The 24,348-nt window shown below is 72.2% G+C and carries 22 protein-coding genes and 1 riboswitch; of the genes, 12 read left to right on the forward strand and 10 right to left on the reverse strand.

What is annotated here, in order from left to right; translation table 11 throughout:
* Window positions 1-71 precede the first annotated feature (71 nt).
* From ABZU43_RS03685 to eccB, 4 genes are all read right to left on the reverse strand, one after another.
* The gene (locus tag ABZU43_RS03685) at window positions 72-434 is read right to left on the reverse strand and encodes a hypothetical protein (protein WP_355004992.1); all 363 of its coding nucleotides are present in this window, start codon (window positions 432-434) and stop codon (window positions 72-74) included.
* 169 nt (window positions 435-603) lie between these two features.
* Window positions 604-1,899: a WXG100 family type VII secretion target gene (locus ABZU43_RS03690; protein WP_355004993.1), complete on the reverse strand. Its 1,296-nt coding sequence runs from the start codon at window positions 1,897-1,899 to the stop codon at window positions 604-606.
* The gene (locus tag ABZU43_RS03695; protein ID WP_355004994.1) at window positions 1,892-2,302 is read right to left on the reverse strand and encodes a hypothetical protein; all 411 of its coding nucleotides are present in this window, start codon (window positions 2,300-2,302) and stop codon (window positions 1,892-1,894) included. The genes ABZU43_RS03690 and ABZU43_RS03695 overlap by 8 nt, the downstream gene beginning before the upstream one ends.
* 46 nt (window positions 2,303-2,348) lie before the next feature.
* The gene (eccB, locus tag ABZU43_RS03700; protein WP_355004995.1) at window positions 2,349-3,941 is read right to left on the reverse strand and encodes a type VII secretion protein EccB; all 1,593 of its coding nucleotides are present in this window, start codon (window positions 3,939-3,941) and stop codon (window positions 2,349-2,351) included.
* A 163-nt stretch (window positions 3,942-4,104) separates the two neighbouring features.
* Between eccB and ABZU43_RS03705 the strand changes: the two genes are divergently transcribed.
* Window positions 4,105-5,292: a type VII secretion protein EccE gene (locus tag ABZU43_RS03705; RefSeq protein ID WP_355004996.1), complete on the forward strand. Its 1,188-nt coding sequence runs from the start codon at window positions 4,105-4,107 to the stop codon at window positions 5,290-5,292.
* A gap of 19 nt (window positions 5,293-5,311) precedes the next feature.
* On the opposite strand, the gene eccD is transcribed toward ABZU43_RS03705, so the two are convergent.
* Window positions 5,312-6,709 (reverse strand): type VII secretion integral membrane protein EccD, encoded by a 1,398-nt coding sequence (gene eccD / locus ABZU43_RS03710; RefSeq protein WP_355004997.1) that lies wholly within the window; start codon window positions 6,707-6,709, stop codon window positions 5,312-5,314.
* Window positions 6,710-6,875: 166 nt separating this feature from the next.
* Here eccD and eccCa point away from each other — a divergent pair, with 166 nt between their 5' ends.
* The 3 genes from eccCa to ABZU43_RS03725 all read left to right on the forward strand — a co-directional run bounded on the left by eccCa (window position 6,876) and on the right by ABZU43_RS03725 (window position 11,659).
* On the forward strand, window positions 6,876-10,841 hold the full coding sequence (gene eccCa, locus ABZU43_RS03715; protein WP_355004998.1) for a type VII secretion protein EccCa: 3,966 nt from the start codon (window positions 6,876-6,878) through the stop codon (window positions 10,839-10,841).
* Window positions 10,842-11,046: 205 nt separating this feature from the next.
* Window positions 11,047-11,355 carry a WXG100 family type VII secretion target gene (locus ABZU43_RS03720; protein ID WP_139583998.1) on the forward strand — a complete coding sequence of 103 codons (309 nt, stop codon included), beginning with the start codon at window positions 11,047-11,049 and terminating at the stop codon, window positions 11,353-11,355.
* A 25-nt stretch (window positions 11,356-11,380) separates the two neighbouring features.
* On the forward strand, window positions 11,381-11,659 hold the full coding sequence (locus tag ABZU43_RS03725; RefSeq protein WP_030329555.1) for a WXG100 family type VII secretion target: 279 nt from the start codon (window positions 11,381-11,383) through the stop codon (window positions 11,657-11,659).
* Between the two features lie 102 nt (window positions 11,660-11,761).
* On the opposite strand, the gene mycP is transcribed toward ABZU43_RS03725, so the two are convergent.
* Window positions 11,762-12,991, reverse strand: coding sequence for a type VII secretion-associated serine protease mycosin (mycP, locus tag ABZU43_RS03730; RefSeq protein WP_355004999.1), 1,230 nt, complete (start codon window positions 12,989-12,991; stop codon window positions 11,762-11,764).
* 50 nt (window positions 12,992-13,041) lie between these two features.
* Window positions 13,042-13,377 (reverse strand): MarR family winged helix-turn-helix transcriptional regulator, encoded by a 336-nt coding sequence (locus tag ABZU43_RS03735; protein ID WP_355005000.1) that lies wholly within the window; start codon window positions 13,375-13,377, stop codon window positions 13,042-13,044.
* A 226-nt stretch (window positions 13,378-13,603) separates the two neighbouring features.
* Between ABZU43_RS03735 and ABZU43_RS03740 the strand changes: the two genes are divergently transcribed.
* A complete protein-coding gene (locus ABZU43_RS03740; RefSeq protein ID WP_355005001.1) occupies window positions 13,604-14,329 on the forward strand; it encodes a carbonic anhydrase in 726 nt (241 codons plus the stop codon).
* Between the two features lie 56 nt (window positions 14,330-14,385).
* Here the strand turns inward: ABZU43_RS03740 and ABZU43_RS03745 are convergent, their stop codons facing one another.
* Entirely contained in the window at window positions 14,386-15,405 is a 1,020-nt protein-coding gene (locus ABZU43_RS03745) for a hypothetical protein (protein ID WP_355005002.1), read from the reverse strand.
* 4 nt (window positions 15,406-15,409) lie between these two features.
* Window positions 15,410-15,540, reverse strand: a riboswitch (cyclic di-AMP (ydaO/yuaA leader).
* 166 nt (window positions 15,541-15,706) lie between these two features.
* The gene (locus tag ABZU43_RS03750) at window positions 15,707-17,083 is read right to left on the reverse strand and encodes a YibE/F family protein (protein ID WP_355005003.1); all 1,377 of its coding nucleotides are present in this window, start codon (window positions 17,081-17,083) and stop codon (window positions 15,707-15,709) included.
* A gap of 416 nt (window positions 17,084-17,499) precedes the next feature.
* On the opposite strand from ABZU43_RS03750, the gene ABZU43_RS03755 reads away from it, so the two are divergent.
* On the forward strand, window positions 17,500-19,464 hold the full coding sequence (locus ABZU43_RS03755; RefSeq protein ID WP_355005004.1) for a copper-translocating P-type ATPase: 1,965 nt from the start codon (window positions 17,500-17,502) through the stop codon (window positions 19,462-19,464).
* 6 nt (window positions 19,465-19,470) lie between these two features.
* Here ABZU43_RS03755 and ABZU43_RS03760 read toward each other — a convergent pair whose 3' ends face one another.
* On the reverse strand, window positions 19,471-19,767 hold the full coding sequence (locus ABZU43_RS03760; protein WP_030329541.1) for a metal-sensitive transcriptional regulator: 297 nt from the start codon (window positions 19,765-19,767) through the stop codon (window positions 19,471-19,473).
* Window positions 19,768-19,861: 94 nt separating this feature from the next.
* On the opposite strand from ABZU43_RS03760, the gene ABZU43_RS03765 reads away from it, so the two are divergent.
* From ABZU43_RS03765 to ABZU43_RS03790, 6 genes are all read left to right on the forward strand, one after another.
* Window positions 19,862-20,071 (forward strand): copper ion binding protein, encoded by a 210-nt coding sequence (locus ABZU43_RS03765; RefSeq protein WP_238681977.1) that lies wholly within the window; start codon window positions 19,862-19,864, stop codon window positions 20,069-20,071.
* A gap of 13 nt (window positions 20,072-20,084) precedes the next feature.
* Window positions 20,085-21,032: a hypothetical protein gene (locus tag ABZU43_RS03770; RefSeq protein WP_355005005.1), complete on the forward strand. Its 948-nt coding sequence runs from the start codon at window positions 20,085-20,087 to the stop codon at window positions 21,030-21,032.
* Between the two features lie 12 nt (window positions 21,033-21,044).
* Complete coding sequence (locus tag ABZU43_RS03775) at window positions 21,045-23,291, forward strand: heavy metal translocating P-type ATPase (RefSeq protein ID WP_355005006.1); 2,247 nt, start codon at window positions 21,045-21,047, stop codon at window positions 23,289-23,291.
* Between the two features lie 83 nt (window positions 23,292-23,374).
* Window positions 23,375-23,548 (forward strand): CsbD family protein, encoded by a 174-nt coding sequence (locus tag ABZU43_RS03780; RefSeq protein ID WP_036410891.1) that lies wholly within the window; start codon window positions 23,375-23,377, stop codon window positions 23,546-23,548.
* 163 nt (window positions 23,549-23,711) lie between these two features.
* Window positions 23,712-24,059 (forward strand): helix-turn-helix domain-containing protein, encoded by a 348-nt coding sequence (locus ABZU43_RS03785; protein ID WP_355005007.1) that lies wholly within the window; start codon window positions 23,712-23,714, stop codon window positions 24,057-24,059.
* Window positions 24,056-24,334, forward strand: a complete 279-nt coding sequence (locus ABZU43_RS03790) for a hypothetical protein (protein WP_355005008.1) — start codon at window positions 24,056-24,058, stop codon at window positions 24,332-24,334. Before ABZU43_RS03785 ends, ABZU43_RS03790 begins: the two co-directional genes overlap by 4 nt.
* Window positions 24,335-24,348: the final 14 nt, after the last annotated feature.

Consider the following 24,348-nt stretch of genomic DNA (forward strand, 5'->3'; position numbering starts at 1 on the left):
GTGGACGGCGAACTCAGGTGCCGTGCGGGAGGATCAGCCGGGATCGGGCCCCGGGGATCGCCGGGCCTGGCTCAGCGGGCGGCGGGTGGGCCGCGTCGCGCGGGGGAGCCACGGCCGGGATCGGCGGCCGGGACGTGCACCGGGCTAGCCGCGACCGGACCGGTCGCCGTGGCGGTGTCGAGCGTGCCAGCCGGCGGGGCTTCAGCGGCCTGGTCGGCTCGCTCGTCGGCCGGGCCGGCGTCGGGGCTGACACTCGCCACCCGGCTGCTCACGGCGCTGGGCCGCAGCTGCGTGGGGGTGGGCGGTGGGGTCGCGGCGAGAGCGGCACCGAGGCCGACCGCGAGGACCAGTGCGGTGACCGCCAGGCGGGTCAGTTCCCGCAGTGACCGCAGCGCAGCCCACCTGGCTGGGCGGACGGACGCTACGGAAGGCACCCGACCAACCTATCGCCAGTTCCGGCCAACCGCAGCACGGCGATGGACGGCGCGGGCGTGACCGCCACCACCATGCGCACTGTGGACGCCGCCGATCAGGGCCCAGGAACGGCAACGCCCCCGACCGGATCGGGTCCGATCGGGGGCACCGTGAATCGGTGGGCCGTGGTCAGTCGCCGGTGCCGAGCACCGGGGGCGCAGGCCTCTCGTCGCCCTGCCACACCATCTCGTCCTCGGTCAGCCAGGTCAGCCGCTCGTCGGAGTCGTCGTCCTGCGCACGCCCCTGCCCGCCGAGCACACCGGGACGACCGCCGCCGGACCCCGGCCGGGCGTTGCCACCGGTCATGGCCGGACGGCCGCCGCTCCCACCACGCTGGCCGTCGATGCTGCGCCCGACCCCGTTGGCGGCACGGGTCTCCGCCGGGGGCGCGCCACCGCCGGTCGGTCGAGCCGAGGTGGGGGCCGCGCTGCCCGAGCCGGCGAGCGCGCCGCTGCGCAACACCCCGCCGGCCGGTGCCCCGCCCTGCGCCCCGTAGAGCAGGCCGGGGCCGGTGCTCGCCGCGGTGGGCGCGCCGGCCGGCCCGGACAGCCCGACCAGCCCGGCGGCACCCCCGCCGAGCAGCGCGCCGCCGAGAAGCGGGTCGGCTCCGGCGAGGGATGTGCCGCCGCCAGCGAGGTCGCTGCCAGCGCCGGTCGGAACGGTGACGACAGCCGCCCCGCCGCCGGTGACCGCGCCGACCTCGCCCGGCGTCGAACCGTCGCCCGGCAGTTGGGCGACATGGTCGGGCGTCGAGATGGTGGCGTCACCCTTGCGCCCGGTGTCGGCGCCGGTGTGGGGGCCGCCGCTCACCCGGGCGATCGCCGAGACGCTCTGTGGCGTCGTCGGGTCCTTCCGGGCGGTGGTCGGCGTGTCCGGGTCCGGTGGGGGCGGTTCGACCACCCGGTCGTAGGCGGAGATCTCGTAACTGTTGGCCAGGCCGGCCACCAGGTTCACCATCCGCTGGTGGGCCTTCTCCTGCTCTGCCTTGTCCTGCTGGTGACCCGCGATGCCTCCGACGATCAGACCGGTCAGACCGAAGACCGCGCCACCCTTGATCGCACCGCCGATCGCCTTGTCGTTGTCGTCGGTCTCCTCCGGGCTCTCAGCCTGCTTGTGGGCGTCGCGCAGATGGTCGGCCATCATGGTCAACCCCTGCCTGATGCCGGCCATCCCTTCGCCCAACGCGTCAGTGTGGGCGACGATGAAGCTGAGTCGCCGGTGGAACTCCTGACCCGCCGAACCCGTCCAGGTGTTGGCGAGCTTGTCGAGGTCGCCGCTCAGCTCCCGGCCGAGACCGTCGAGGATGCCCTTGAGCTCGGCCCACTGGGTGGCCACGCCCTCGATCTGCTCCGGCTTGCCCGCCATCAGGCCGTCGTACAGCTGCTGGTGACTGTTGCCCTGGTAGCGCTGGGTGTAGTCAGACACGCCCGTCCTCCTTCGGCTGCAACGCCCGGTCGACCGGGGTCAGCGCGGCGGTGACATCGTCGGCGTTTGCCGCGTTACGCGCCTCGGCGGTGCGGTAGTTGTTCAGGATCGTGCTCGTCGCCTGCTGTGCCGCCAGCACCGCCTGCCGGATCCGTTCGGCCTGGTCGACATAGGACTGGTGGACCTCGCTGTAGCGACGCGCCTTGTCGGTGGCGTCGAAGAACGAGCCCAGAGCCGGAGGACGGCACTGCATCTCGGTGTTGAGCTTGCGCAGCACCGACTCGGCCTGGCTCAACCGCGACGCCAGGTGCTCGTGGAAGTCCTCAAGGGACAACAGGTCGACTTCCGTACGCCCGGCCATGGCAACATCCCCGTCGTTCTGGTTGACAACCGTCAGCGGCATCCAGGTTAGTCCACCAGTGCGACTCCGGGCGACCCGTCGAAGCTGCTCAGCCGTCGGCGTCGGTCGATTCCGTGGACCCCCCGCCGGTCCCACCGCTCGACGGGGTGCCACTGGCCGGACTCGACGATGTCGACCCCGACGGTTGCGCGGCGGACGGCGTGCCCGACGGCGGTGCCGCTGACGGCGAGCCCGACCTCGGCGCGGTCGACGGCGGTGCGGTCGGTGCCGGCCCGTCGGCAGCGAAGACGGCGAACGCGTCCTCGCGGTCCAGCGTCGGCCCGGTCGGGATCAGTGCGAGCAGGGAGCCGGGCACCGCCAGTGGGGTGATCCCGCCGTAACCGAGCACGTCGAGGGTCTCCGCCGAAGCGAGCGGATACCGGATGCCCTGCGGGCTGATCAGGTAGATCGTCGACCCGGCGGCACCGGAACCGCTGGTCCCGGCACCGGGCGAGGCCTGCGCGATGACACCCTTGCCGCCGGGCAGCAGCACCGCCTCAGCGGTGCGTACGGCGTCGCGCCTGGTCTGGCGCACCGGCACCAGGCCCGGATCGCTGTCGGTCAACTCGGTCGGCACCCGGTCGAAGACCTCCAGGGTGGTGGTCGGCGGGCCGCCCGCGCTGCCCTTGCGGTACGTAGCGCACAGCGTGGTCTGACCGGGCTGGGCCGGGTAGAGGGCGGGCATCGTCGCCGGCACCCCCTCCTCCTCGATCCGCCGCTCCTCGAACGCCTCGCTGGCCTGGTTCGGGGTGATGTCGGTGATCCGACCGCCGTTGCTGACGAGCAGCAGAGCGGTGATCTCACTGATCGAGACGAGAGCGTCCCGGGTCAGCACGTAGTGCCGCCCGGCGGCCTTGAACACCGAACCGACGTCGTACGTCTGCCCTGCCACAGTGCGACTGCTGGGTTGACCCTCGCCGGGCAGTGACGGCCGGCGCAGCGGTGGCCCGGCCGGCACGGCGTTGAGCAGCTGCTGTCCGACCTGGAGTCGCTCGGTGCCGGCCATCCGCAGCGCCGTGATCGTGCGGGACGGATCGAGCAGCTGGAGTCGGGTGTTGTTGGTGACCAGGTACCGCTGGTCGTTCACCGAGACCAGCACCGCCCGGTCACCCAGCGGCGTGCCGCCGGGCAGCGCCCGGTCGATCACCAGCCGGGTGCTGGAGCGCTGCCGGTCGACCGGGTCGGGCACGTCGCAGACCGACCAGGGCAGGCCGGTCAGCGACTTGCGGTCCGGCAGGGCGTCCGGTGCCCCGACGATGCCGACGGTGACGCCGCGGGGCCGGTCCCGCAGCGACGCCTGGGACATCGTCCGCACCTGGGCACTCGCATCGTTCACGATGAGGCGTGCCGAGGTGTAGTTGAGCGTCGGGTGCAACTTGCCCTCGATGAACACGTACGTCGCGCCGGTCTCCCGTTCGATGACCAGGGTCTGGTCGTCCAGCGGTGCCGCGCCACCGGTCAACTGGCCGTAGGCCCCGACCCCGCCCAGCACGATGGCCGCGGTGAGGACACTGCCGAAGACGGCCATGCCGAGCCGTCGCATCGGCAGGTTGGTGGTCTCCGGATCGCCCGACAGCAAGGCGGAGACGATGCGGCGGGTGACGAAGCGGTACGCCTGCACCTGATCGCGGCGGGTCCGCATGACTTACCTCCGGCGGGGTGGATCCGCGACGATCAGGGTCGGGGTGCCGTCGCGGGCTTCCCTACGATAAGGGGCCGACTGTGGTTCCTAGGGACCACCGCTCGTGGCCGGCACCGGAGAAGACCCGGCGCAGAGTCGTACCGTGCAGGAGGGACAGTCAGCGATGACGCAGGTTCAGGCGCCACCCGTCCGAGCGGTCACGGACCCTGTCGACGTTCCGACCCGGCCGGCGCCCCCGGCCGAGCAGCCCGGCCGTGGACGGGTCGGCCCCGTGCTGGTCGGGCAGCTCGTCGTACTGGAGCTGTGCGTGGTCGGCGTCTGGGCCGCCACGGCCGGACCCAGCTGGGTGCTCGCCGCGGCGGGTGTCGCTTCGCTGCTGGTCGTCCTGGCGGCCTTCGCCCGTCGGGGTGGCCGCTGGTGGTTCGAGGACCTGCTGCTGCGCCGGCGTCTGCGGCGACGTGGTGACCGGGCGTCGGCAGCGCTGGCCAGCGGCACGGCGACCGACCCGAGGTTGGCTGCGCTCGCTCCCGAGCTGAGCGTCATCGAGTTGACCGACCGAGGCACCCGGCTCGGCATCGGGCGCGACGACCAGGGCTGGTTCGCCGCCGTCGCCCTGCAGTCCGCCACCGGTGCGGCGGTCGGCTCGGTCGACGCCGCCGCCGTGGACCGCGCGCTGCGGGTGCTCGCGGACTTCAGCGCCCCGGTCTCCCGGGCCCAGGTCGTCGCGCACACGTTGGTCTGGTACCCGGCACCCGGCGCGCCGCCGGCTGCTCACCGGACCGTCTGGGTGGCGGTGCGGCTCACCGTCCGGGACGCCCGGGTCGAGGCGGTGAGCCGGGGCGGCGGGTTGACCGGCGTACACCGGACGGTGGCGGCCGGCATCGGCCGGCTCGGCAAGGCGCTGACCTCGGCGGGGCTGGCACATCGCCCACTGGGCCGGGAGGAGCTGCGTGCGGCCATCGTCTCGGCTGCCGGCCTCGACCTGGTGCCCGAGGCGCCGGCCGAGAGTTGGCGCGGGTTGCGCGGCGGCGGCTGGACGCACCGCTGCATGGCGCTGCGGGGCCGCTTCGACGCGCCGCTCGGTCCGCTGGTGGACGCGATCACCGCGACCTCGGCGCCGTCGCACACGGTGGCCGTGACCGTCTCGTCGGACGGTCGGGTGGCGGCACCGCTGCTGCGGGTCGCGGCGATGGACAACCACGTCGAGGCCCTGGTCAAGGTGGTTCGCGACGTCGCCGGCCGGGTGGGCGCGTCCACCCGGCCGATGGACGGTCAGCACGGCCCGGGGGTCTACGCCACCGCTCCGGTCGCGTCGGCGCTGGGCGTCTCCACCGATCTGCGGTCGCGCTGACCGGTGCGGGGGCGCACGGTCAGGGGCGGAGGTTGACGATCCAGCCGTAGAGGCCGCAGACCCAGAAGGCGAGCGGCACCAGCGAGATGATGAGCAGGATCTCGGCGATGTCGAGCAGGCGGCCCCAGACCGGCGAGATGCGCTTGCCGGCGACGGTCAGACCGTAGATCAGGCTGATCACCGCGGCGAGCACCAGACCGCCCAGGATCAGGCCGAGCCGGACCGGCAGCGACCCACCGGCGAAGGTGGTCGCGGCGGCCAGGCCCAGACCCACGGTGCCGGCCAGCAGCACCGGGGTGCGCTGCGCCCGGCCCAGGAGAGGACGGGCCCGCAGCAGTGCCAGCAGGGCCAGCACCAGGCAGAGCAGCACCGCGGGCAGGCGCCCGTCCAGGGCCAGCACGAGTTGCGCGCCCAGCACCAGCAGCGACACCGTCCACAGCAGACCGGTCAGGAACGCGTCGGCGCGCTCACTCTGCTGGAGCACCTGCCGGCCGTCCACCGACTCGCTGTCGGTCTTCAGGTCCTCCGGACCGGTCGGAATCGACGGCACCGGCAGCCGGGCCAGCCGGTAGGCCATCATCGGCAGCGCCGGCACCACGCCGAACGCGACCGCCGCGACCACCGCGGCGGAGGCCGCCGCGTCGAGGCCGAGGGCCAGGCAGAGCACGGCGCCCAGGCCGGTCGCGGCCGCGACCCCGATCGCGGCGAAGAAGAGGGGGTACCGGTCGCCGACCGCCAGCACCGCCACCGCGCCGGCTACCACCGCGGCGGTCGCCGCGAGCAGGACATGCGGACTGGCCAGGTCGTTCAGCGCCCGATCACCGGCCAGCAGCAGCAGGCCACCGGTGGCCGCGTGCACCAGGCCGACCAGGGCCAGCACCGCGCCGATGCCGCTGTCACCGGCGGCCCTGGACAGCACCGCCGCGCCCACCAACAGCGCCACCGCGACCAGCAGCGCGGCCAGCGCGCCGGGCAGGTGCGGCGGACCGGCGAAGAGGGCGGCGAGCGCGCCGGCGCCGAGCGCCGCCGCCGCGAAGACCACAGCGAAGGATCGGGTCGCGCCGACCTGCCAGGCGCCTGGGCGCTGGTTGGTCGCGGTGGCGACCGCGTCCACCACGTCGTCGAAGACGATCTCCGGCGCGGCGTCGGACCGGGGGTTGAAGTAGAGCACCTCACCGTCCCGGACGCTGAGCTGCGCCGCGGTACGACCACCGTCGAGGGGCGCACCGCCCAACCGGGACAGTGCCCAGCCGCCGTGCCGCGCACCCTCGTCGGCCATGTCCTCACCGGCGTAGCGCAGCAGCGTGGGAAGCAAGTCGGCCAACGGCACGTCCGACGGCAGCGCCAGGTCCATCCGGGTACGCGGGGCCACGATGGTGATCCGGCTGAGACCGCCGGTCGCCGTCTTCGTCGCCACAGTGGCCTCCAGGTGTGCGTCTGTGATCGGCTGGCTGGGATGCCGCGGTCCGGGTCCACCGCGCACACGGCAGATTACCTACGATGACGGCACGTACGATGCCCACCCGCGGGCGGTGTTCCGCGGGCCGCACGTCATCAGGGCCGCTTCTGGGGAGGAGACAGCCGTGAGCACTGTGGTGTTCCGCCGGCTCCCGCGTCAGCCGGGGCCGGCCCTGCCGCGCGGCGAGGTGCTGCTGGAGTCGCCTCCTGAGCTGCCCGAGCCGACACCCCGCGGGATGGGGCAGCTGCTCATGATCCTGCCGATGTTCTGCGGGGTCGGCGCCATGGCGTTCCTCTACGCCGGCAAGGGCGGCGGCATGATGACCTACGTTGCCGGTGGTCTGTTCGGTGTCTCGATGCTCGGCATGGCGATCGGCTCGTTGGCCAACAGCGGCGGCAAGGACAAGGCGGAGCTGAACGCCGATCGCCGTGACTACATGCGCTACCTGGCGCAGATGCGCAAGCGCACCCGGCGTGCCGCCGAGCAGCAGCGGGCCGCGATGGCGTGGCGGCACCCGGAGCCCGACGCGCTCTGGTCGATCGCCGCGTCCCGGCGACTCTGGGAGCGGCGGATCACCGAGGACGACTTCGGTGAGACCCGGATCGCCCTCGGCCCGCAGCGGCTCGCCGTGGAGATCGTCCCACCGGAGACGAAGCCGGTGGAGGACCTGGAGCCGATGAGCGCCATCGCGCTCCGCCGGTTCGTCCGGGCACACTCCACGGTGCCCGAACTGCCGACGGCGCTGTCGGTGCGCGCGTTCAGTCGGGTGGTGCTGCGCGGCGACCGCGAGCCGGTGCTCGACCTGACCCGGGCGGCGCTGGGGCAGCTGACCACCTTCCACGCACCGGACGACCTGGTGATCGCTGTGGTCGCCGCACCCGACCGGCAGTCGTCCTGGGACTGGGTGAAGTGGCTGCCACACGCCCACCACAGCGGTCGGACGGACGCTGCGGGCGCACGCCGGCTGGTCTTCGCCAGCCTGGCCGAGGCCGAGGCCTCGCTCGCCGCCGAGCTGGCCGGGCGGCCCCGGTTCGCGCCGGAGGCCAAGCCGCTGACCACCGCCCCGCACCTGGTCGTGGTGATCGACGGCGGGGAGATCTCGCCGACCTGCCAGCTGGTCGGCCCGGGTCTGCTCGGGGCCACCGTGATCGACCTTTCCGGGACGGTGCCGCGCGACGCCGGCCGCTGGCTGCTCTGCCTCGACGTGAACGACGGAGGCTCACTCGACCTGGTCCGGGGCACCTCGTCGTCGACGCTGGGTCGTCCCGACCGACTCAGCGCGGAGGCCGCCGAGGGGTTGGCCCGACAGATCGCCCCCTTCCGGCTCTCCCAGCAGCAGACCGGCGGCGACGAGCCGCTGGCCCGCAGCACCGAGCTGCCGGACCTGCTCGGCGTCGGCGATGCCGCGGCGGTGGACGTGCAGAACACCTGGCGCCCGCGTGGGCACCGCGACCGGCTGCGCATCCCGCTCGGTGTCGGCCCGGACGGCAACGTGGTCGAGCTCGACTTCAAGGAGTCGGCGCACGAGGGCATGGGCCCGCACGGTCTGGTGATCGGTGCGACCGGCTCCGGCAAGAGCGAGCTGCTGCGTACGGTGGTGGCCGCGTTGGCGGTGACCCACTCGTCGGAGGAACTGAACTTCGTCCTGGTGGACTTCAAGGGCGGCGCTACCTTCGCCTCGCTGGAGGCGCTGCCGCACACCAGCGCGGTGATCACCAACCTGGCCGACGAGCTGCCGCTCGTCGACCGGATGCGCGACGCGCTCGCCGGTGAGATGGTGCGCCGCCAGGAGTTGCTGCGGGCGGCCGGCAACTACGTCTCCCGTTTCGAGTACGAGAAGGCGCGCTCGGCCGGTGAGCCGCTGGCGCCGATGCCCAGCTTGTTGATCATCTGTGACGAGTTCAGCGAACTGCTCGCCGCCAAGCCGGACTTCATCGACCTGTTCGTGATGATCGGCCGGTTGGGTCGGTCCCTCGGCGTGCACCTGCTGCTGGCCAGCCAGCGCCTCGAGGAGGGCAAGCTGCGGGGCCTCGACACGCACCTGTCGTACCGGATCGGTCTGCGGACCTTCTCCGCTGTGGAGAGCCGGATCGTGCTCGGCGTCCCGGACGCGTACGAGCTGCCGAACGCGCCGGGCCACGGCTATCTGAAGACGGACACCAGCACCATGCTGCGGTTCCGGGCCGCGTACGTGTCCGGGGCGTACCGGGCGCCGGGGCAGCAGGCCTCCGCCTCGCAGGCGCTGGTGCAGCGCCGGATCGTGCCCTACGGTCTCGACTTCGTGCCGGTGCAGGTCCCGCAGGTGCCGGTGACCACCGCTCCGGAGGCGGAGCAGCCTGCCGACGGCAAGGCAGTGGCGATGCTCGACGTGCTGATCGACCAGCTCAAGGGTCGGGGCCGCCCGGCGCACCAGGTCTGGTTGCCGCCGTTGGCCGACCCGCCGGGTCTGGGCGAGCTGCTCGGTCCGCTGGCGGTGGACCCGACCTACGGGTTGTGCACCGCCTCCTGGCCGGGGCGCGGGCGACTGACAGTGCCTGTCGGCGTTGTGGACCGCCCTTACGAGCAGCGTCGGGATCCGATGATGGTCGAGCTGGCCGGGGCCGGCGGCAACGTGGTCATCGTCGGTCGGTCGCTGAGTGGCAAGAGCACGATGCTGCGTACGCTGCTGGCCTCGTTGGCGCTCACGCACACGCCGCGGGAGGTGCAGTTCTTCTGCCTGGACTTCGGTGGGGGCGCGCTGCGCAGCATGGAGCGGTTGCCGCACGTGGCCGGGGTGGCGGGGCGGCGCGACGTCGAGGCGGTCCGCCGGACGGTGGCCGAGGTGGTCGCCGTCCTGGACGATCGGGAGGGTCGTTTCGCCCAGCACGGCATCGACTCGGTGGCGAGTTACCGTCGTCGCCGTGCCGCCGGTGAGTTCGCCGACGACCCGTTCGGCGACGTGTTCCTGGTGGTGGACGGGTGGAACACCCTGCGTCAGGAGTACGAGGAGCTGGAGCAGACCATCACCACGTTGGCCAACCGGGGCCTCGGCTTCGGTGTGCACGTGGTGCTCACCGCCGTGCGGTGGGCGGAGATCCGGATCAACATGCGGGATCTGCTCGGCACCAAGTTGGAGTTGCGTCTCGGTGACGCGTCGGAGTCCGAGATCGACCGTCGGGCGGCGAACAACGTGCCGGAGAAGTCGCCCGGTCGCGGCCTGACCCGGGACAAGCTGCATTTCCTCACCGCGATCTCGCGGATCGACGGCCGTCGCGACATCGATGATCTGGGCGAGGCCTCGCTGTCCCTGGCCGGGCACGTGGCGGCGAACTGGCCGGGGCGTCCGGCGCCGAAGGTTCGGTTGCTGCCGCGCCGGCTGCCGGTGACGGAGCTGGCCCGGATCATCGACCGCTCGGCGCCCGGTCTCCCGATCGGTGTCAACGAGTCGGCACTCGCGCCGGTCTACCTGGACCTGGCCAACGAGCCGCACCTGACGGTCTTCGGCGACGCGGAGTGCGGCAAGACCAACCTGCTGCGCCTGATCGCCCGGGGGATCACCGAGCGGTACACGCCGGCGCAGGCCCGGCTGGTGATCGCCGACTACCGGCGTGGCCTGCTGGGGGCGGTGGAGGGTGATCACCTGCTCGACTACGCCCCGTCGAACCAGGCGTTCGCCCAGGGGCTGGGGTCGATCCGCAGCGCGCTGTCCAACCGGCTGCCCGGCCCGGACGTGACCACCGCCCAGCTGCGTGATCGGAGCTGGTGGAAGGGTCCGGATCTCTACATCCTGGTGGACGACTACGACCTGGTGGCATCGGGCGGCAGCAACCCACTGAGCGCCCTCCAGGAGTTGTTGCCGCAGGCCCGCGACATCGGTCTGCACCTGATCGTCACGCGCCGCGTCGGTGGTGTGTCCAGGGCGCTGTACGAGCCGGTGCTGCAACGGCTGCGCGAGTTGGACTCGCCGGGCCTGCTGATGTCCGGCAACCGGGAGGAGGGCGCGGTCTTCGGCACGTTGCGGCCGAGCCCGCAACCGGCCGGTCGGGGCACCCTGGTTCGCCGTCGCGATGGCCAGCAGCTGATTCAGACGGCCTGGTCTGAGCCGGCCTGAGCGCTGTCGTTCGTTCGGTAGGGGCCGGCGGCCCGTTCCGGTCCGATTCACCACCATCCATCGAACGTCGCCGGTCAGGGCTGCGAGGGCTGGACAGGTTCCGCTACGGTCTTCACTGGAGTGTCCGTCGGTGGGGTGTTGCTGCCTTGCCGCGGGGGAGGGGTGCGGCGAAGCCGCCACCACAACAGACGGAAGGGTGTGAAGCATGGCGTTCGAGGTCGAAGCTGCGACTCTGCATACCGCCGCGAGTGACGTGCGGTCCACGCGCAGCGAGGTCGACGGCGAGCTGAAGAAGCTCTGGAACGTGGTCGACGACTTGGCCATGGCGTGGAAGGGTCAGGCGTCCACGGGCTTCCAGTCGCTGATGACGCGCTGGAACGAGGACACCGTCAAACTGCTGACGGCGATGGACAGCATCGCTGACCTGCTCGACAAGTCGGGTACGACGCACCAGGTCAACGACGAAGAGCAGCAGCAGATGCTGGACAAGTTCCACTCTGCTCTCAACCCGTGATCCGTAGCCGGCAGAGGAGGAAATCGTGACGATCAAAGTTGACTATGCGGTCCTCGAGAGCAGCAACCAGCAGATGCAGGCCATCTCGAAGACCCTCGAGGAAAAGCTCGACACGCTGCGGTCGATGCTGACCAAGCTGCACTGGGACGGCGAGGACCGGGTTGCCTACGAGCAGCACCAGGCGAAGTGGGACGCGGCGGTCCGGGACATCAACCGGATCCTGAACGAGATCGGCGGTGCCGTGGGCATCGCCCGCGAAAACTACCTCACCACGGAGATGAGCAACTCCAAGGTGTGGAGCTGAGGCATTCGCACAAGCGGCTCCGGTCCGGTTCGCCCGGCCCGGAGCCGCTTCGTGTCTGGCGTTGGCGGGCGTAGGCGTCGGCGTCGGGCTGCGGTGCTCAGCTCAGCCGGCGGTTGGTGCGTCGTTTCGTCGGCCGGGGCGCCAGTCGCGTCGGCGGCCCAGGGCCATGATCGGTCGCGCGAGCAGCAGCAGCCCGGCGAGTAGCCCGCCGATGACCGCCACCCAGATCGCTGTGGGGCGCTGCCAGCTCAGCGGGTCGTCCCGCACGGCGGGCGCCGGGAGCGCGCCGGCCGGCGGGTTCGCCCTGGTGCCGAGCAGGCTCGACACCGCCCGGTACGGGTTGACCATCCCGTGCCCGATGTCGGCGTTCTGGCCCTCGGGTGGGTTGTCCGCGGTGCGCTTCAGCCGATCCGCTACCTGCTGCGGGTCGAGACCGGGGTAGGCGGCCCGGACCAGCGCGGCCGCTCCCGACACGTACGCGGCGGCGTAGCTGGTGCCGCCCTCCGGCACGGTGCGGTAGCCGCTGTTTCCGGGTGCCGGCCCGACGATGTTCATCCCGGGTGCGGCGATGTCGACGTAGTCGCCGCTGATCGAGGTGCCGACGTGGCCGCCCTGCTCGTCCACCCCGCCGACCGCTATCACCCCGGGGTAGGCGGCCGGGTAACCCGGCAGGTTCTGCGAATCTTCCGACCGGTTGCCCGCGGCGGCGACCAGCACCACCCCTTTGGCCAGCGCGCGCTCGACGGCCGCCGTCAGTTCGGGGCGGGGAACCGTGGTCAGGGACAGGTTGATCACGTCGGCGCCCTGCTCGACCGCCCAGTCGATGGCCGCGGCGATCTGCGCGGGAAGTTGCGGGTTGTTGACCGCGCCGAGTTGCGGCAGCACCCGGATCGGCAGGATGCGGGCGGCCGGGGCGATGCCGCTGAAGGGGACGACGGTGCCCTCCCGGCCCGCGATGATGCCCGCGATCAGCGTGCCGTGCCCGGCCTCGTCGCACTGGCCCTGGCGGGCCGGCAGGCCGTTGAAGTCGCGACCCTCGAGCACCTGCCCCTTGAGGAGCGGGTGGGCGGCGGAGACTCCGGAGTCGATCACGGCCACCGTGATCCCGGCGCCCCGGGACAGCGGCCACGCCGAGGACGGCTCCAGCCGGCGGAGCGCCCACGGCATCTGGGTCAGGCTGTCGGTGCCGGTGGGACCGCAGAGAGGCGGCGCGGCGCTCGCGGGGGAGGGTGCCACCACGCCGGCGCCGAGCAGGACCGCCAGCGTTCCACTGAGGACGCCGCGAAGGGCACGGCGGGACGGGGTCGCGCTCAACGACGGGCATTCGCGCACCCGCAAAGGTTACCGCCGTGACCGTTGGTCAGCGGCCCCGGTGACCGGGGTCAGGCCCGGGGCTCCGCCTTCGCTGTGGACGCGTCGGCGAACAGCGCGAGCAGGTCGCCGACCTGCCGGTCGGCCTCGGCTGGGTGCCGGAACCGGCCGGCCGGGTTGAGGGTGTATTCGTTGCGTCGTCCGACCCGGGTGCGGTGCAGGTAACCGTCCGCCTCCAGGTCGGCGACGATCGCCTGCGCGGCCCGTTCGGTCACCCCGACCTCGGCTGCGACGTCACGCAGCCGGGCGGTCGGATCGCGGGCGATGGCCAGCAGGACGTGCCCGTGATTGGTGAGGAACGTCCAGTTCCGCCCACTGCCGGTGTCGCCTGTCACCGTGCTCGCCATCGTGTGACCGCCCTTCCGGATGTCCGTCTGCCCTCGCGAGAGTCTGGTCCGCCCCGCCCCGGGAAGGTTGCCCAGGGTATGGCCGGAGTCAACGTATGAAATCTAAATCACGCATACCTTGACGCATCTTACGGTGCGTGTGACGGTGGAGCACGAGCCAGCGCCCGCCGCCCGGCCGGCGGAGAGCCGGTTTGACCAGGTCAGATGCGTCGAGACGAGGTGCGGGATGAGTCATACCGGGAGCTCCGGCGGTCAGCCGGGTCCGCAGCGGATTACCGACGGGGCCACCGCGCTCAGTGAGCCGACCCGGGCGTACGCGGAACTGGTCGCCGGCAACCGGCGCTTCGTCGATGGCGCCCCACGCCACCCCAACCAGGATGCCGGGCACCGGGCCGCGGTGGCCGACGGGCAACACCCGTTCGCGGTGATCGTCGGCTGCTCCGACTCGCGACTGGCTGCCGAGATCATCTTCGACCGGGGGCTGGGCGACCTGTTCGTGGTTCGCACCGCCGGGCACACCGCCGGCCCCGAGGTGCTCGGCAGCGTCGAGTACGCGGTGACAGTGCTCGGCACCCCGCTGGTGGTGGTGCTCGGTCACGACTCCTGCGGTGCGGTGCAGGCCGCCCGGGAGTCCGCCGCGACCGGTACCGCGCCGAGTGGCCATCTGCGCGCCGTGGTCGACGCCGTGCTGCCCAGCCTGCGCCGGGCCGCGGACGAGGGCGTGGACGACATCGACGGCATCGTCGACATCCACATCGCACAGACCGTCGAGACGCTGCTCGGGCAGTCGCCCGTGCTGGCCGACGAGGTGGCGCGGGGGCGGTGCGCGGTGGTGGGCGTGTCCTACCGACTGGCAGCCGGAGCGGTACGCCCGGTGGCCGCCGTTCCGGCCGGCTTCACGACGTTGACGACTCCGGCCTCGACCGACCCGGCCGCGCCTGCCACCGTCTGACGCGACGAGGGCCGCTCCGCGTTACGCGGAACGGCCCTCGACGGGGATCGTGCGGGTCAGAGCAGCGACATGTGGACGTGGTCGGTGTGGTTCGACGGCCCGCTGTACGAACTCCAGCCGGTGGCCGGGAACCAGATCTGCCGGTTCCAGATCACGTAGTAGATGCCGAGCCGGTCGGCGTTACGGATGAGGAACGCGGCGACGTTGTTGCCGTACGTCCGGGTGTCGTTGTTGTGCCACGGGGAGAACCCGCTCTTCTGTAGCGACCAGTCGCAGGCGCGGCCCTTCGGGTGCTCCCACGGCCCGCCGGGGCGGTAGCAGCCGACGAACCGGTTGAAGCCGGCCGCCTTGACCTCCTTGTACGCGTGCAGCGTGCGCGGCGTGATGCAGCCGGAGGTGGTGGGGTCGTTCTCGCTGCACGACTGGGCCTTCCAGTCACCGTCGGCAGTGCGACCCGGGCCGATCTTCGCGACCTTGGAGGTGGCATCCACCAGGCCGCCGGTGAAACCCTTGCCGCCGACGAGGGAGAGCGCCTTGTCGGCCTCGCTCTTGCGCTTCGCCATCAGGGCGGTCTGCTTCTGCTGCTCGCGCACCTCGGTGTCGAGGGCCAGCTTGGCCTGCTCGGCGCGGGCCTTCACCTCGTTGACCTCGGAGAGCTTCTTCTCGTTGACCATGTTGATCTCGTCGAGCAGCCCGGCGCGCTGGACGAACGAGTCGGGCGCGTCGCTCTCCAGCAGCATCGCGACCGCGCCGATCCGGCCGGTCCGGTACGCCTGTGCGGCGATCTGCCCGACCTGCGGGGCCAACGCGTCCAGTTCGGCCTTGGCCCGGTTGACCTCCGCCGCCAACTCGCTCTGCCGCTTCTTGGACTTGTCCAGCTTGGACTTCGCGGCGGAGTAGTCACGGTTGGCCTGCTCGATGACGTCGTTGAGCAGCTTGGGCTCGCCGTCCTCCTCGTGCCCGGACGGTGTGGGGTTCGTCGGGGCGGCGTGCGCCGGGAACGGCCCGGCGAACACGGTCAGTGCGGCGATCACGGCCACCACGGGTGTCAACCAGCGGCGTAGGGGTGCCGTCACAATGTTCCCTTCCGTCGACCGCCGACCGGGTTAGCTGACGGGTTCGGGGCGGAAGTGGCCCCTACCGCTGATGCGGATTCACCCCAGGTACCTGGGTCCCCGGCTCGCCGGTTGGCGATTGGGCGGTGGCACCGCAGACGCCGCTTCGCGCCTTCATCGGTAACCGGCAGCGAGGTTACCCGAGAGTCGACCGGCTGAGCTACGCCTGGATGCCGACCAAAAGCGTCATTTCGCCATAGCGTTGAGTGACCAGTGACGGGGTTCTCAGGGTGGATGCCCGATCTGGTCACGCTGAGGAGTGTCACCATGCCGTATCCGTGCTCCTGTTCGACTTCGGCCACCGGTCGGTGGCCTCGGGTGGGGGTGCGGTCCGCGTCCGGTCCGGTTCGTCGGAGCCGGCCGTTCGCGGTGAGCTGAGTGCGGCCAGTGCCTCGCTGCGGTCCGGCTGGGGCCGGGGCTGGGGCGCGGGAGCGTCGGTGGGCGCTGAGGCGTCGCTGCGCCCGGCGGCGGTGACCACCGCGGCCAGCCCGGTGGTCAGCGGCACGGCGGCGATCAGACCGAGGGTGGCGACCGCGCTGCGGACGATCTCCTGCGCGAGGAACTCACTGGTGAGGATCTGCCCGATCGGCCGCGAGTCGGCGGTGAGCAGGAGCAGCAGGGGCAGTGACGCACCCGCGTACGCCAGCACGATGGTGTTGACAGTGGAGGCGATGTGCGCGCGGCCGACCCGGGTGGCGGCACGGTAGAGCTGCAACCGGGTCAGCCCGGGGTTGGCGTTCGCCAGTTCGGTGACGGTGGCCGCCTGGGTGACCGTCACGTCGTCGAGTACCCCGAGTGACCCGATGATGATTCCGGCGAGCAGCAGTCCGTGCAGGTCCACGTCGCCCTGGAACATCGACAGGGTGGTGGCGTCCTCGCTGCCGAAGCCGGTGAGGTGGGTCGCGGCGGTGGCGATGGTGGCGAGCACGCCGGTCAGGACCAGGCTGCCCAGGGTGCCGAGCACCGCGACCGAGGTCTGTGCGGTGACCCCGTGGGTCAGATAGAGCACCACGAACATGATCAGGGCCGCGCCGACCACCGCCACCAGCAGCGGTGACCTGCCGGCGCTGATGCCCGGCAGCACGAAGGTGAGCAGGATGGCGAAGCTGGCGGCCAGCCCGGCGAGCGCGGCCAGACCTCGCCACCGACCGAACGCGACGATCGCGGCCGCGAAGATCACCGCCAGCCACACCATCGGGGTGCCGCGTTGGTGCTCGGCGATGTTCCAGTTGCTGGTGGCGGGATCGGTCGGGTCGGCCAGCTCGACCAGGACCACCTCGTCGCCGACCTCGACCCGGGGTGCGCCGGGCCCGTCGGGCACCGGAGTCCGTACCTGCTGGCCGGCGGTCGGCCCGTCGTCCACCCGCACGTCGACAGTGCCGCACCGCCCATCGCCGACCCTCGGTGTGCCCTCGGGGACCGACGGCGCCGGCGGGCACGGCTCGCTCACCACCCGTGTGACAGTGCCGGGGTAGCGCGGCACGTCGGCACCACCATCGGTCTGCGGTGACCCGCCGCGCGGCCAGAGCAGCACCGCGGCCAGCACGGTGGCGACGAAGAGGGGTACCACAGTCACGACGAGGATCCGTCGCACCCGAGGCGGGGCGGACGGAGCGGGGTGAGTGTGGTCGGCGGCCAAGGTGAGACTCCCAACGATCCGGTGCGGGATACGGGTCAGCGGGCCGGGCGGTTCACCGTTGCGGTGGAAACGCGGCGGACGGCGGGGCGGATCGCTGCCTGATGACCGCTTGATCACGGACGGTCAGTGCTCGGCCCGGTCGGCCGAGGGCACCGCCACGACGTGGCGGCGCCGGTGCCCGACTGTGCAGCGGCATTCGGAGGGCCATCGGGGGAGATGCTAGCCAGCCCCTCCGAGGGTTGCAGGTCGCGGCGGAGTGTCGGGCGGCCGAACCGCTCGCGCGGCGGTCTCCGGGGCGGCATGTTGGAGCCATGCCCGCTCCGTCACCGTCCGGCCCCGACCGACCGCGACACGCCGAACCCGTGCCACACGACAAGCATTCCGGGCACGACAAGCACGCCGGACACGATCCGGCGATGTTTCGCCGCCGGTTCTGGGTCTGCCTGGTGTTGACCATCCCGGTGGTGCTGACGAGTCATCTCGTGTCGGGTCGGCTGGGCCTGAGCGGGGACGTCGTCCCCGGTCAGGGCTGGGTGGGCCCGGTGCTCGGCTCGGTGGTGTTCTGGTGGGGCGGTTGGCCGTTCCTGGTTGGCGCGGTTCGAGAGGTCCGGGACCGGGCGCCCGGGATGATGCTGCTGGTCGCGATGGCGATCACCGTCGCGTACGCCGCGTCCCTGGCGACCAGCGTCGGCGTCTTCGACCTGGACTTCTGGTGGGAGTTGGCCGCGCTGGTCACCATCATGCTGCTCGGGCACTGGCAGGAGATGAAGGCCATCGGACAGGCCCGGGGAGCGCTGGCGGCGCTGGCCGCGCTGTTGCCGGACGAGGCCGAACGGGTGCCGGCGGACGGGCGGGTCGAGGCCGTGCCGGTGACGGGCCTGCGGATCGGCGACGTGGTGCTGGTCCGGCCGGGAGGCCGGGTGCCGGCGGACGGCCGTGTCGTCGAGGGCGGCGCTGAGCTGGACGAATCGATGATCACCGGGGAGTCGCGGCCGGTCGTCCGGACGACTGGCGACCGGGTGGTGGCCGGCACCGTCGCCACCGACTCGGCGATCCGGGTGCGCGTCGAGGCGTTGGGTGAGCAGACCGCCCTCGCCGGCATCCAGCGGATGGTCGCCCAGGCCCAGGCTTCCGGTGGACGGGCCCAACTGTTGGCCGACCGGTTCGCCGCCGCGCTGTTCTACCTGGCCACCGGCACCGCCGTGCTGACCGTGCTGGTCTGGACCGCGCTCGGTCAGCCCGACGAGGCGGTGGTCCGTGCGGTCACCGTCCTGGTGATCGCCTGCCCGCACGCGCTGGGTCTCGCCATCCCGCTGGTCGTCGCGCTCTCCACCGCGCTCGCTGCACGGTCCGGGATTCTGGTCAAGGACCGGTTGGCCCTGGAGCGGATGCGGACCGTCGGCGCCGTGCTCTTCGACAAGACCGGCACGCTGACCCGAGGCGAGCACGGGGTGACCGACCTGGCGACGGCGTCCGGCGTCGAGCGGAGCGAGGTGCTGCGGATCGCGGCCGGTGTCGAGTCGGATAGCGAACATCCGTTGGCCCGGGCGATAGTGGCGGCGGCCGGCCGCGGCGGCCCGGCCCGGGCAGCCGGGTTCCGGTCGCTGCCGGGCCGCGGTGTGAAGGCGACAATCGACGGTACGGAGTACGCGGTGGGCGGGCCGGCGCTGCTGCGCGAACTGGGCGTTTCGCTCCCGGCGGAGCTGGAGGCCGCGACCGGGCGGTGGTCGGCGCGGGGTGCCGCGGTGTTGCACCTGGTGCGGCTGCCCGACGCCGTGCTCGGTGCGTTCGCGTTGACCGACGAGGTGCGTCCGGAGGCCCGGCGCGCTGTCGACGAGTTGCGTGCCGAGGGTGTCCGGACCATCGCCATGATCACCGGTGACGCCCGGCCGGTGGCCGAGGCGGTCGCCGCCGACCTCGGCTTCCGGCCCGGCGTCGACGAGGTCTTCGCCGAGGTGCTGCCGGCCGAGAAGGACGATCGGGTGGCCGAGCTCCAGCGGCGGGGGTTGGTGGTGGCGATGGTCGGTGACGGGGTGAACGACGCGCCTGCGCTGGCCCGGGCGGACGTGGGCATCGCGATCGGCGCGGGCACCGATGTGGCCATCGAGTCCGCCGGGGTGGTGCTGGCATCCTCGGACCCGCGCGGGGTGGGGGCCGTGGTGCGGCTGTCCCGGGCGTCGTACCGGAAGATGCGACAGAACCTGGCCTGGGCGGCCGGCTACAACGTGGTGGCGCTGCCGCTGGCCGCCGGGGTGCTGGCCTGGGCGGGTGTGGCGTTGAGCCCGGCGGTGGCCGCGGTGCTGATGTCGGCGTCGACGATCGTGGTGGCGCTCAACGCTCAGTTGCTGCGCCGGGTCCGTCTCGATCCCGCGCCGGACTGAGCGCGGTCAGCCGCGCTTCATGAGCCGGCCGACCGCCGCCATCATCTCGGTGGCCATCTCGTCGGCCCGACCCTCGGCGGCGCCCTCGTGCATGCAGTGCCGGGCGTGCCCGTCGAGCAGCCCGAGGGCCACCTTGTCGAGGGCGGCCTGGATGGCGGAGATCTGGGTGAGCACGTCGATGCAGTAGCGGTCGTCGTCGACCATCTTCTCGATGCCCCGGACCTGCCCCTCGACGCGGCGGAGCCGCGCGAGCAGCTGGTCCTTGCTGGCGGTGTATCCGCGGATCGGGGTGGGTGCGGTCATACCGACCAGGATAGCGTACCCCCAGGGGGTATGGTACGGTCGGTTCTGTTGAGATACCCCCACCGGGTACCGGTACCACGAAGGAGACGATCCAATGGTCGACACGACGTACCAGGTGCAGGGCATGACCTGCGGGCACTGCGTCAGCGCGGTGAGCGCCGAGGTCGGCGCCATCGCGGGTGTGCGTGACGTCCAGGTCGACCTCGCCGCCGGCCGGGTCACCGTCAGCAGCGACCAGCCGCTGGACACCGCCGTCGTCCGGGCCGCTGTCGACGAGGCCGGTTACGACCTCGTCGACGCGTGATCGGCGGGTCGGCGTGCGTACCGTGACGAAACTGGCCGGGTTCGCCGTTGGCCTGGCGGCGGTCTTCGGCGCCGCCTACGGGATCGGCCGGGTCGTCGACCCCGCCCCGGTCGCCGAGAGCCGGCACGACGATGCCACCACCCCGACGGCGGACGAGCGGGGCGGGACGGGCGATCGGCTGCCCGGCGGCTTGCTCGTCTCCGAACGTGGCTACACCCTCGAACCGATCGACGCCCCGGCCGACGAGTTCGCCTTCCGGATCGCCGGCCCGGACGGCCGCCCGGTCACCCGGTACGACGTGGCGCACGACAGGCAGATGCACCTGATCGTCGCCCGTCGGGACCTCTCCGGCTTCCGCCACGTCCACCCCGAGCTGGCCGCGGACGGCACCTGGCGGGTCGACACCCCGCTGGCCGGCCCCGGGCAGTGGCGGGCGTTCGCCGACTTCACCCCTACCGGGGGCGAGTCGCTGACCCTGGGCATGGACGTGACAGTCCCCGGCGAGCTGACCGAACGGCCGTTGCCCGCCCCGACGACCAGCACCACGGTCGACGGCTACACGGTCACCCTGACCGGTGCGCCGCAGCCCGGTCGGACGTCGTCGCTGACCCTGACCGTCAGCCGGGACGGGCAGCCGGTCACCGACCTGGAGCCCTACCTGGGCGCGTACGGGCACCTGGTGGCACTGCGTCGGGGCGATCTGGCCTACCTGCACGTGCACCCGGACGGGACACCCGGCGACGGGCGCACCCGGCCCGGTCCGGCCGTCACCTTCCTCGCCGAGGTGCCATCGGTCGGCAGCTACCGGCTCTACCTCGACTTCCAACACGGCGGGAGGGTGCACACCGCCGAGTTCACAGTGGTCGCCGGCGCTGCCCCGACCGGAGACGCCCCCAAACCGAGCGGGCCCGCACCGACCGGCGGGGCCGACCACGGCACCCCCGGGCACGGACACGACTGACGGGACCAGACGATGACCACCACCAGCAGACCGCTGCCCGAGGCGCCGAACCGGATCGAACTGGCGATCAGCGGGATGACCTGCGCCGCGTGCGCCGCCCGCATCGAGAAGAAGCTCAACCGGATGGACGGGGTGAGCGCCACCGTCAACTACGCCACCGAGAAGGCGACAGTCCGGTACGCCGACGGCGTCACGCCCGACGACCTGATCGGGACAGTGCAGAAGACCGGTTACACAGCGGCGCTGCCAGCCCCGCCCAGCGCGGAACCCCCGGTGGACCCGTTGCGGGGGCCCCGTACCCGGCTCTGGGTGTCGGTGGCCCTGAGCGTGCCGGTGGTCCTGCTGGCCATGGTCCCGGCCTGGCAGTTCGACTACTGGCAGTGGCTGTCGCTGACCCTGGCCGCCCCGGTGGTGGTCTGGGGCGGGCTGCCGTTCCACCGGGCCGCCTGGACCAACCTGCGGCACGGCGCGGCCACAATGGACACACTGGTGTCGCTCGGCACGTTGGCCGCGTTCGGCTGGTCGCTCTGGGCGCTCTTCCTCGGTGACGCGGGGATGCCCGGGATGACGCACCCGTTCCGCTTCGACATCGTCCGGAGCGACGGCGCCGGCAACATCTACCTGGAGGCGGCCGCCGGGGTCACCGTGTTCATCCTGGCCGGTCGCTACTTCGAGGCCCGGTCCAAGCGAACTGCCGGCGCCGCCCTACGCGCCCTGCTCGATCTCGGCGCCAAGGACGTGACGGTGCTGCGTGACGGCGTGGAGAGCCTGATCCCGGTGGACCGGCTCGCCGTCGGTGACCGGTTCGTGGTCCGCCCCGGGGAGAAGATCGCCACCGACGGGGTGGTCGACGAGGGCACCTCCGCCGTCGACGCCAGCATGCTCACCGGTGAGTCGGTGCCGGTCGAGGTCGCCCCGGGTGACGGCGTGGTCGGCGCAACGATCAACGCGGGTGGGCGGCTGATCGTCACCGCCACCCGGGTCGGGGCGGACACCCAGCTCGCCCGGATGGCCGACCTGGTGGAGCAGGCGCAGAGCGGCAAGGCGGCGGTGCAGCGGCTGGCGGACCGGATCTCCGGGGTCTTCGTGCCGATCGTCATCACCCTCGCCGTCGGCACGCTCGGCTGGTGGCTCGGCACCGGGGCCGGCCCGACCGCCGCGTTCACCGCCGCCGTGGCCGTGCTGATCATCGCCTGTCCGTGCGCGCTCGGCCTGGCCACCCCGACCGCGCTGCTGGTCGGCACCGGTCGGGGCGCCCAGCTCGGTGTGCTGATCAAGGGCCCGGAGGTGCTGGAGTCGACACGTCGGGTGGACACCGTGGTGCTCGACAAGACCGGCACCGTGACGACCGGCCGGATGACGCTGGTGGATGTGGTGCCGGCGAGCGGCGTGGACCGGGCCGAGCTGCTCCGGCTCGCCGGGGCGGTGGAGGCCGCCTCCGAGCACCCGATCGCCCGTGCGGTAGCGGCCGCTGCCACCGAGGCGGGCGCGTTGCCCCCGGTGAGCGCCTTCGGCAACCTCGAAGGGCTGGGGGTGAGCGGCACCGTCGACGGGCGGGCCGTGCTGGTCGGCCGGGTCCGGCTGCTGCGCGAGCGTGAGATCGACGTACCCCCGGAGGTCGAGTGGGCGGTGCGCGACGCCGAGGCCGCCGGCCGTACGCCGATCGTCGCCGGCTGGGACGGCCAGGCCCGGGGCGTGCTCACTGTCGCCGACGTGGTCCGGCCGACCAGCCGGGCGGCGGTGGCCCGGCTGCGCGGGCTGGGGCTGACTCCGGTCCTGCTGACCGGGGACAACACCACTGTGGCTCGCGCGGTCGCCACCGAGGTGGGCGTCGACGAGGTGATCGCCGAGGTGCTGCCGGCCGGGAAGGTCGACGTGATCAAGCGGCTCCAGGCCGAGGGGCGGTCGGTGGCGATGGTCGGTGACGGGGTCAACGACGCCCCGGCGCTGGCCCAGGCCGACCTGGGGCTGGCCATGGGCACCGGCGCGGACGTGGCGATCGAGGCGGCCGACCTCACCCTCGTCCGGGGCGACCTGGACGCCGCGGTGGACGCCATCCGGTTGTCCCGCCGCACGCTCGGCATCATCCGGGGCAACCTGTTCTGGGCGTTCGGCTACAACGTGGCGGCCCTGCCGTTGGCCGCCGCCGGGCTGCTCAACCCGATGATCGCCGGTGCCACGATGGCGCTGTCATCGGTCTTCGTGGTGGCCAACAGCCTGCGCCTGCGTCGCTTCCGGTCGGCCGCTGCCGATCTGTGACGACGGTAATGATTGGGCCGGTGACGACGGGGGTACCTCTGTGGTTGTAGCGAAGCTTGCAATGCTTGCAATGGAGGTTGGCAATGGGATTCGACGACAAGATCAACAACGCCACCGAGGACGCGACCGGCAAGCTGAAGGAAGGCGCCGGTCGGGCCACCGACAACGAGCAGCTGGAGGCGGAGGGTCGCGCTGACCAGTCCACCGCCAAGCTCAAGCAGGCGGGCGAGAAGATCAAGGACGCCTTCAAGAGCTGACGTACGACGTAACCCGCACGCCGGGCCGGTGATCATCACCGGCCCGGCGTGCTGTGTGTCCGGCCTCTTTCGCCGACCCTGAGATCCCCCTGATTCCGCTCTGCATCCGCACCGCAGTTCGCCGACACCTGCTAACTTTCGTTGGCATGTGCAAGGGCTGGTTATGAGCACCGCCTCACCGCCGACCGGCGACGACCTGGTCCGGGTGCTGGCCACCCTGGCCAACCCGCACCGGCTGCGGGTCGTCGCCGCGCTGGCCCGCGAGCGTGCGTACGTCAGCGGGCTGGCCCGGCAACTGGGCATCAGCCGAGCGCTGTTGCAGGTCCACCTACGGAAGCTGGCGGCGGCCGGGCTGGTCACCGCCCGCCTGGAGTTGTCGGAGGACGGGAAGGCCATGAACTACTACGAGGTGGAGCCGTTCGTGCTCACACTCACCCCCGCGGTCATCGCGGCTGCTGTCGAGACGCTGACCGTGCCCGACTCGACCGAGCAACCAGGAGCGGCGCGATGACCGGGATGAGCGAACACGACTGGACCGAGGTGGTCGGCGCGATCGGCATCTTCGCCTTCCTGATCAGCGTGGTCACGGTGACCGTCGTGCAACTCGCCAAGACCCGTCGGGCCCGGTACGAGGCGGACCGGGCGGACGGCTACCGCCAGCTCGCCGAGACGGCCGCTCAGGCCCAGGCGGAGAACGCCCGACTGCTCGCGGCGATGGACGGCCGTCTGGGCGGGATGGAGACCCGGATGACCACGCTCGAACGCGTCCTGCGCGAGGTCGACTGACCCGGCGGACGAGA

The organism is Micromonospora sp. NPDC005205 (genome assembly GCF_040608275.1).
Classification (GTDB): Bacteria; Actinomycetota; Actinomycetes; order Mycobacteriales; family Micromonosporaceae; genus Micromonospora.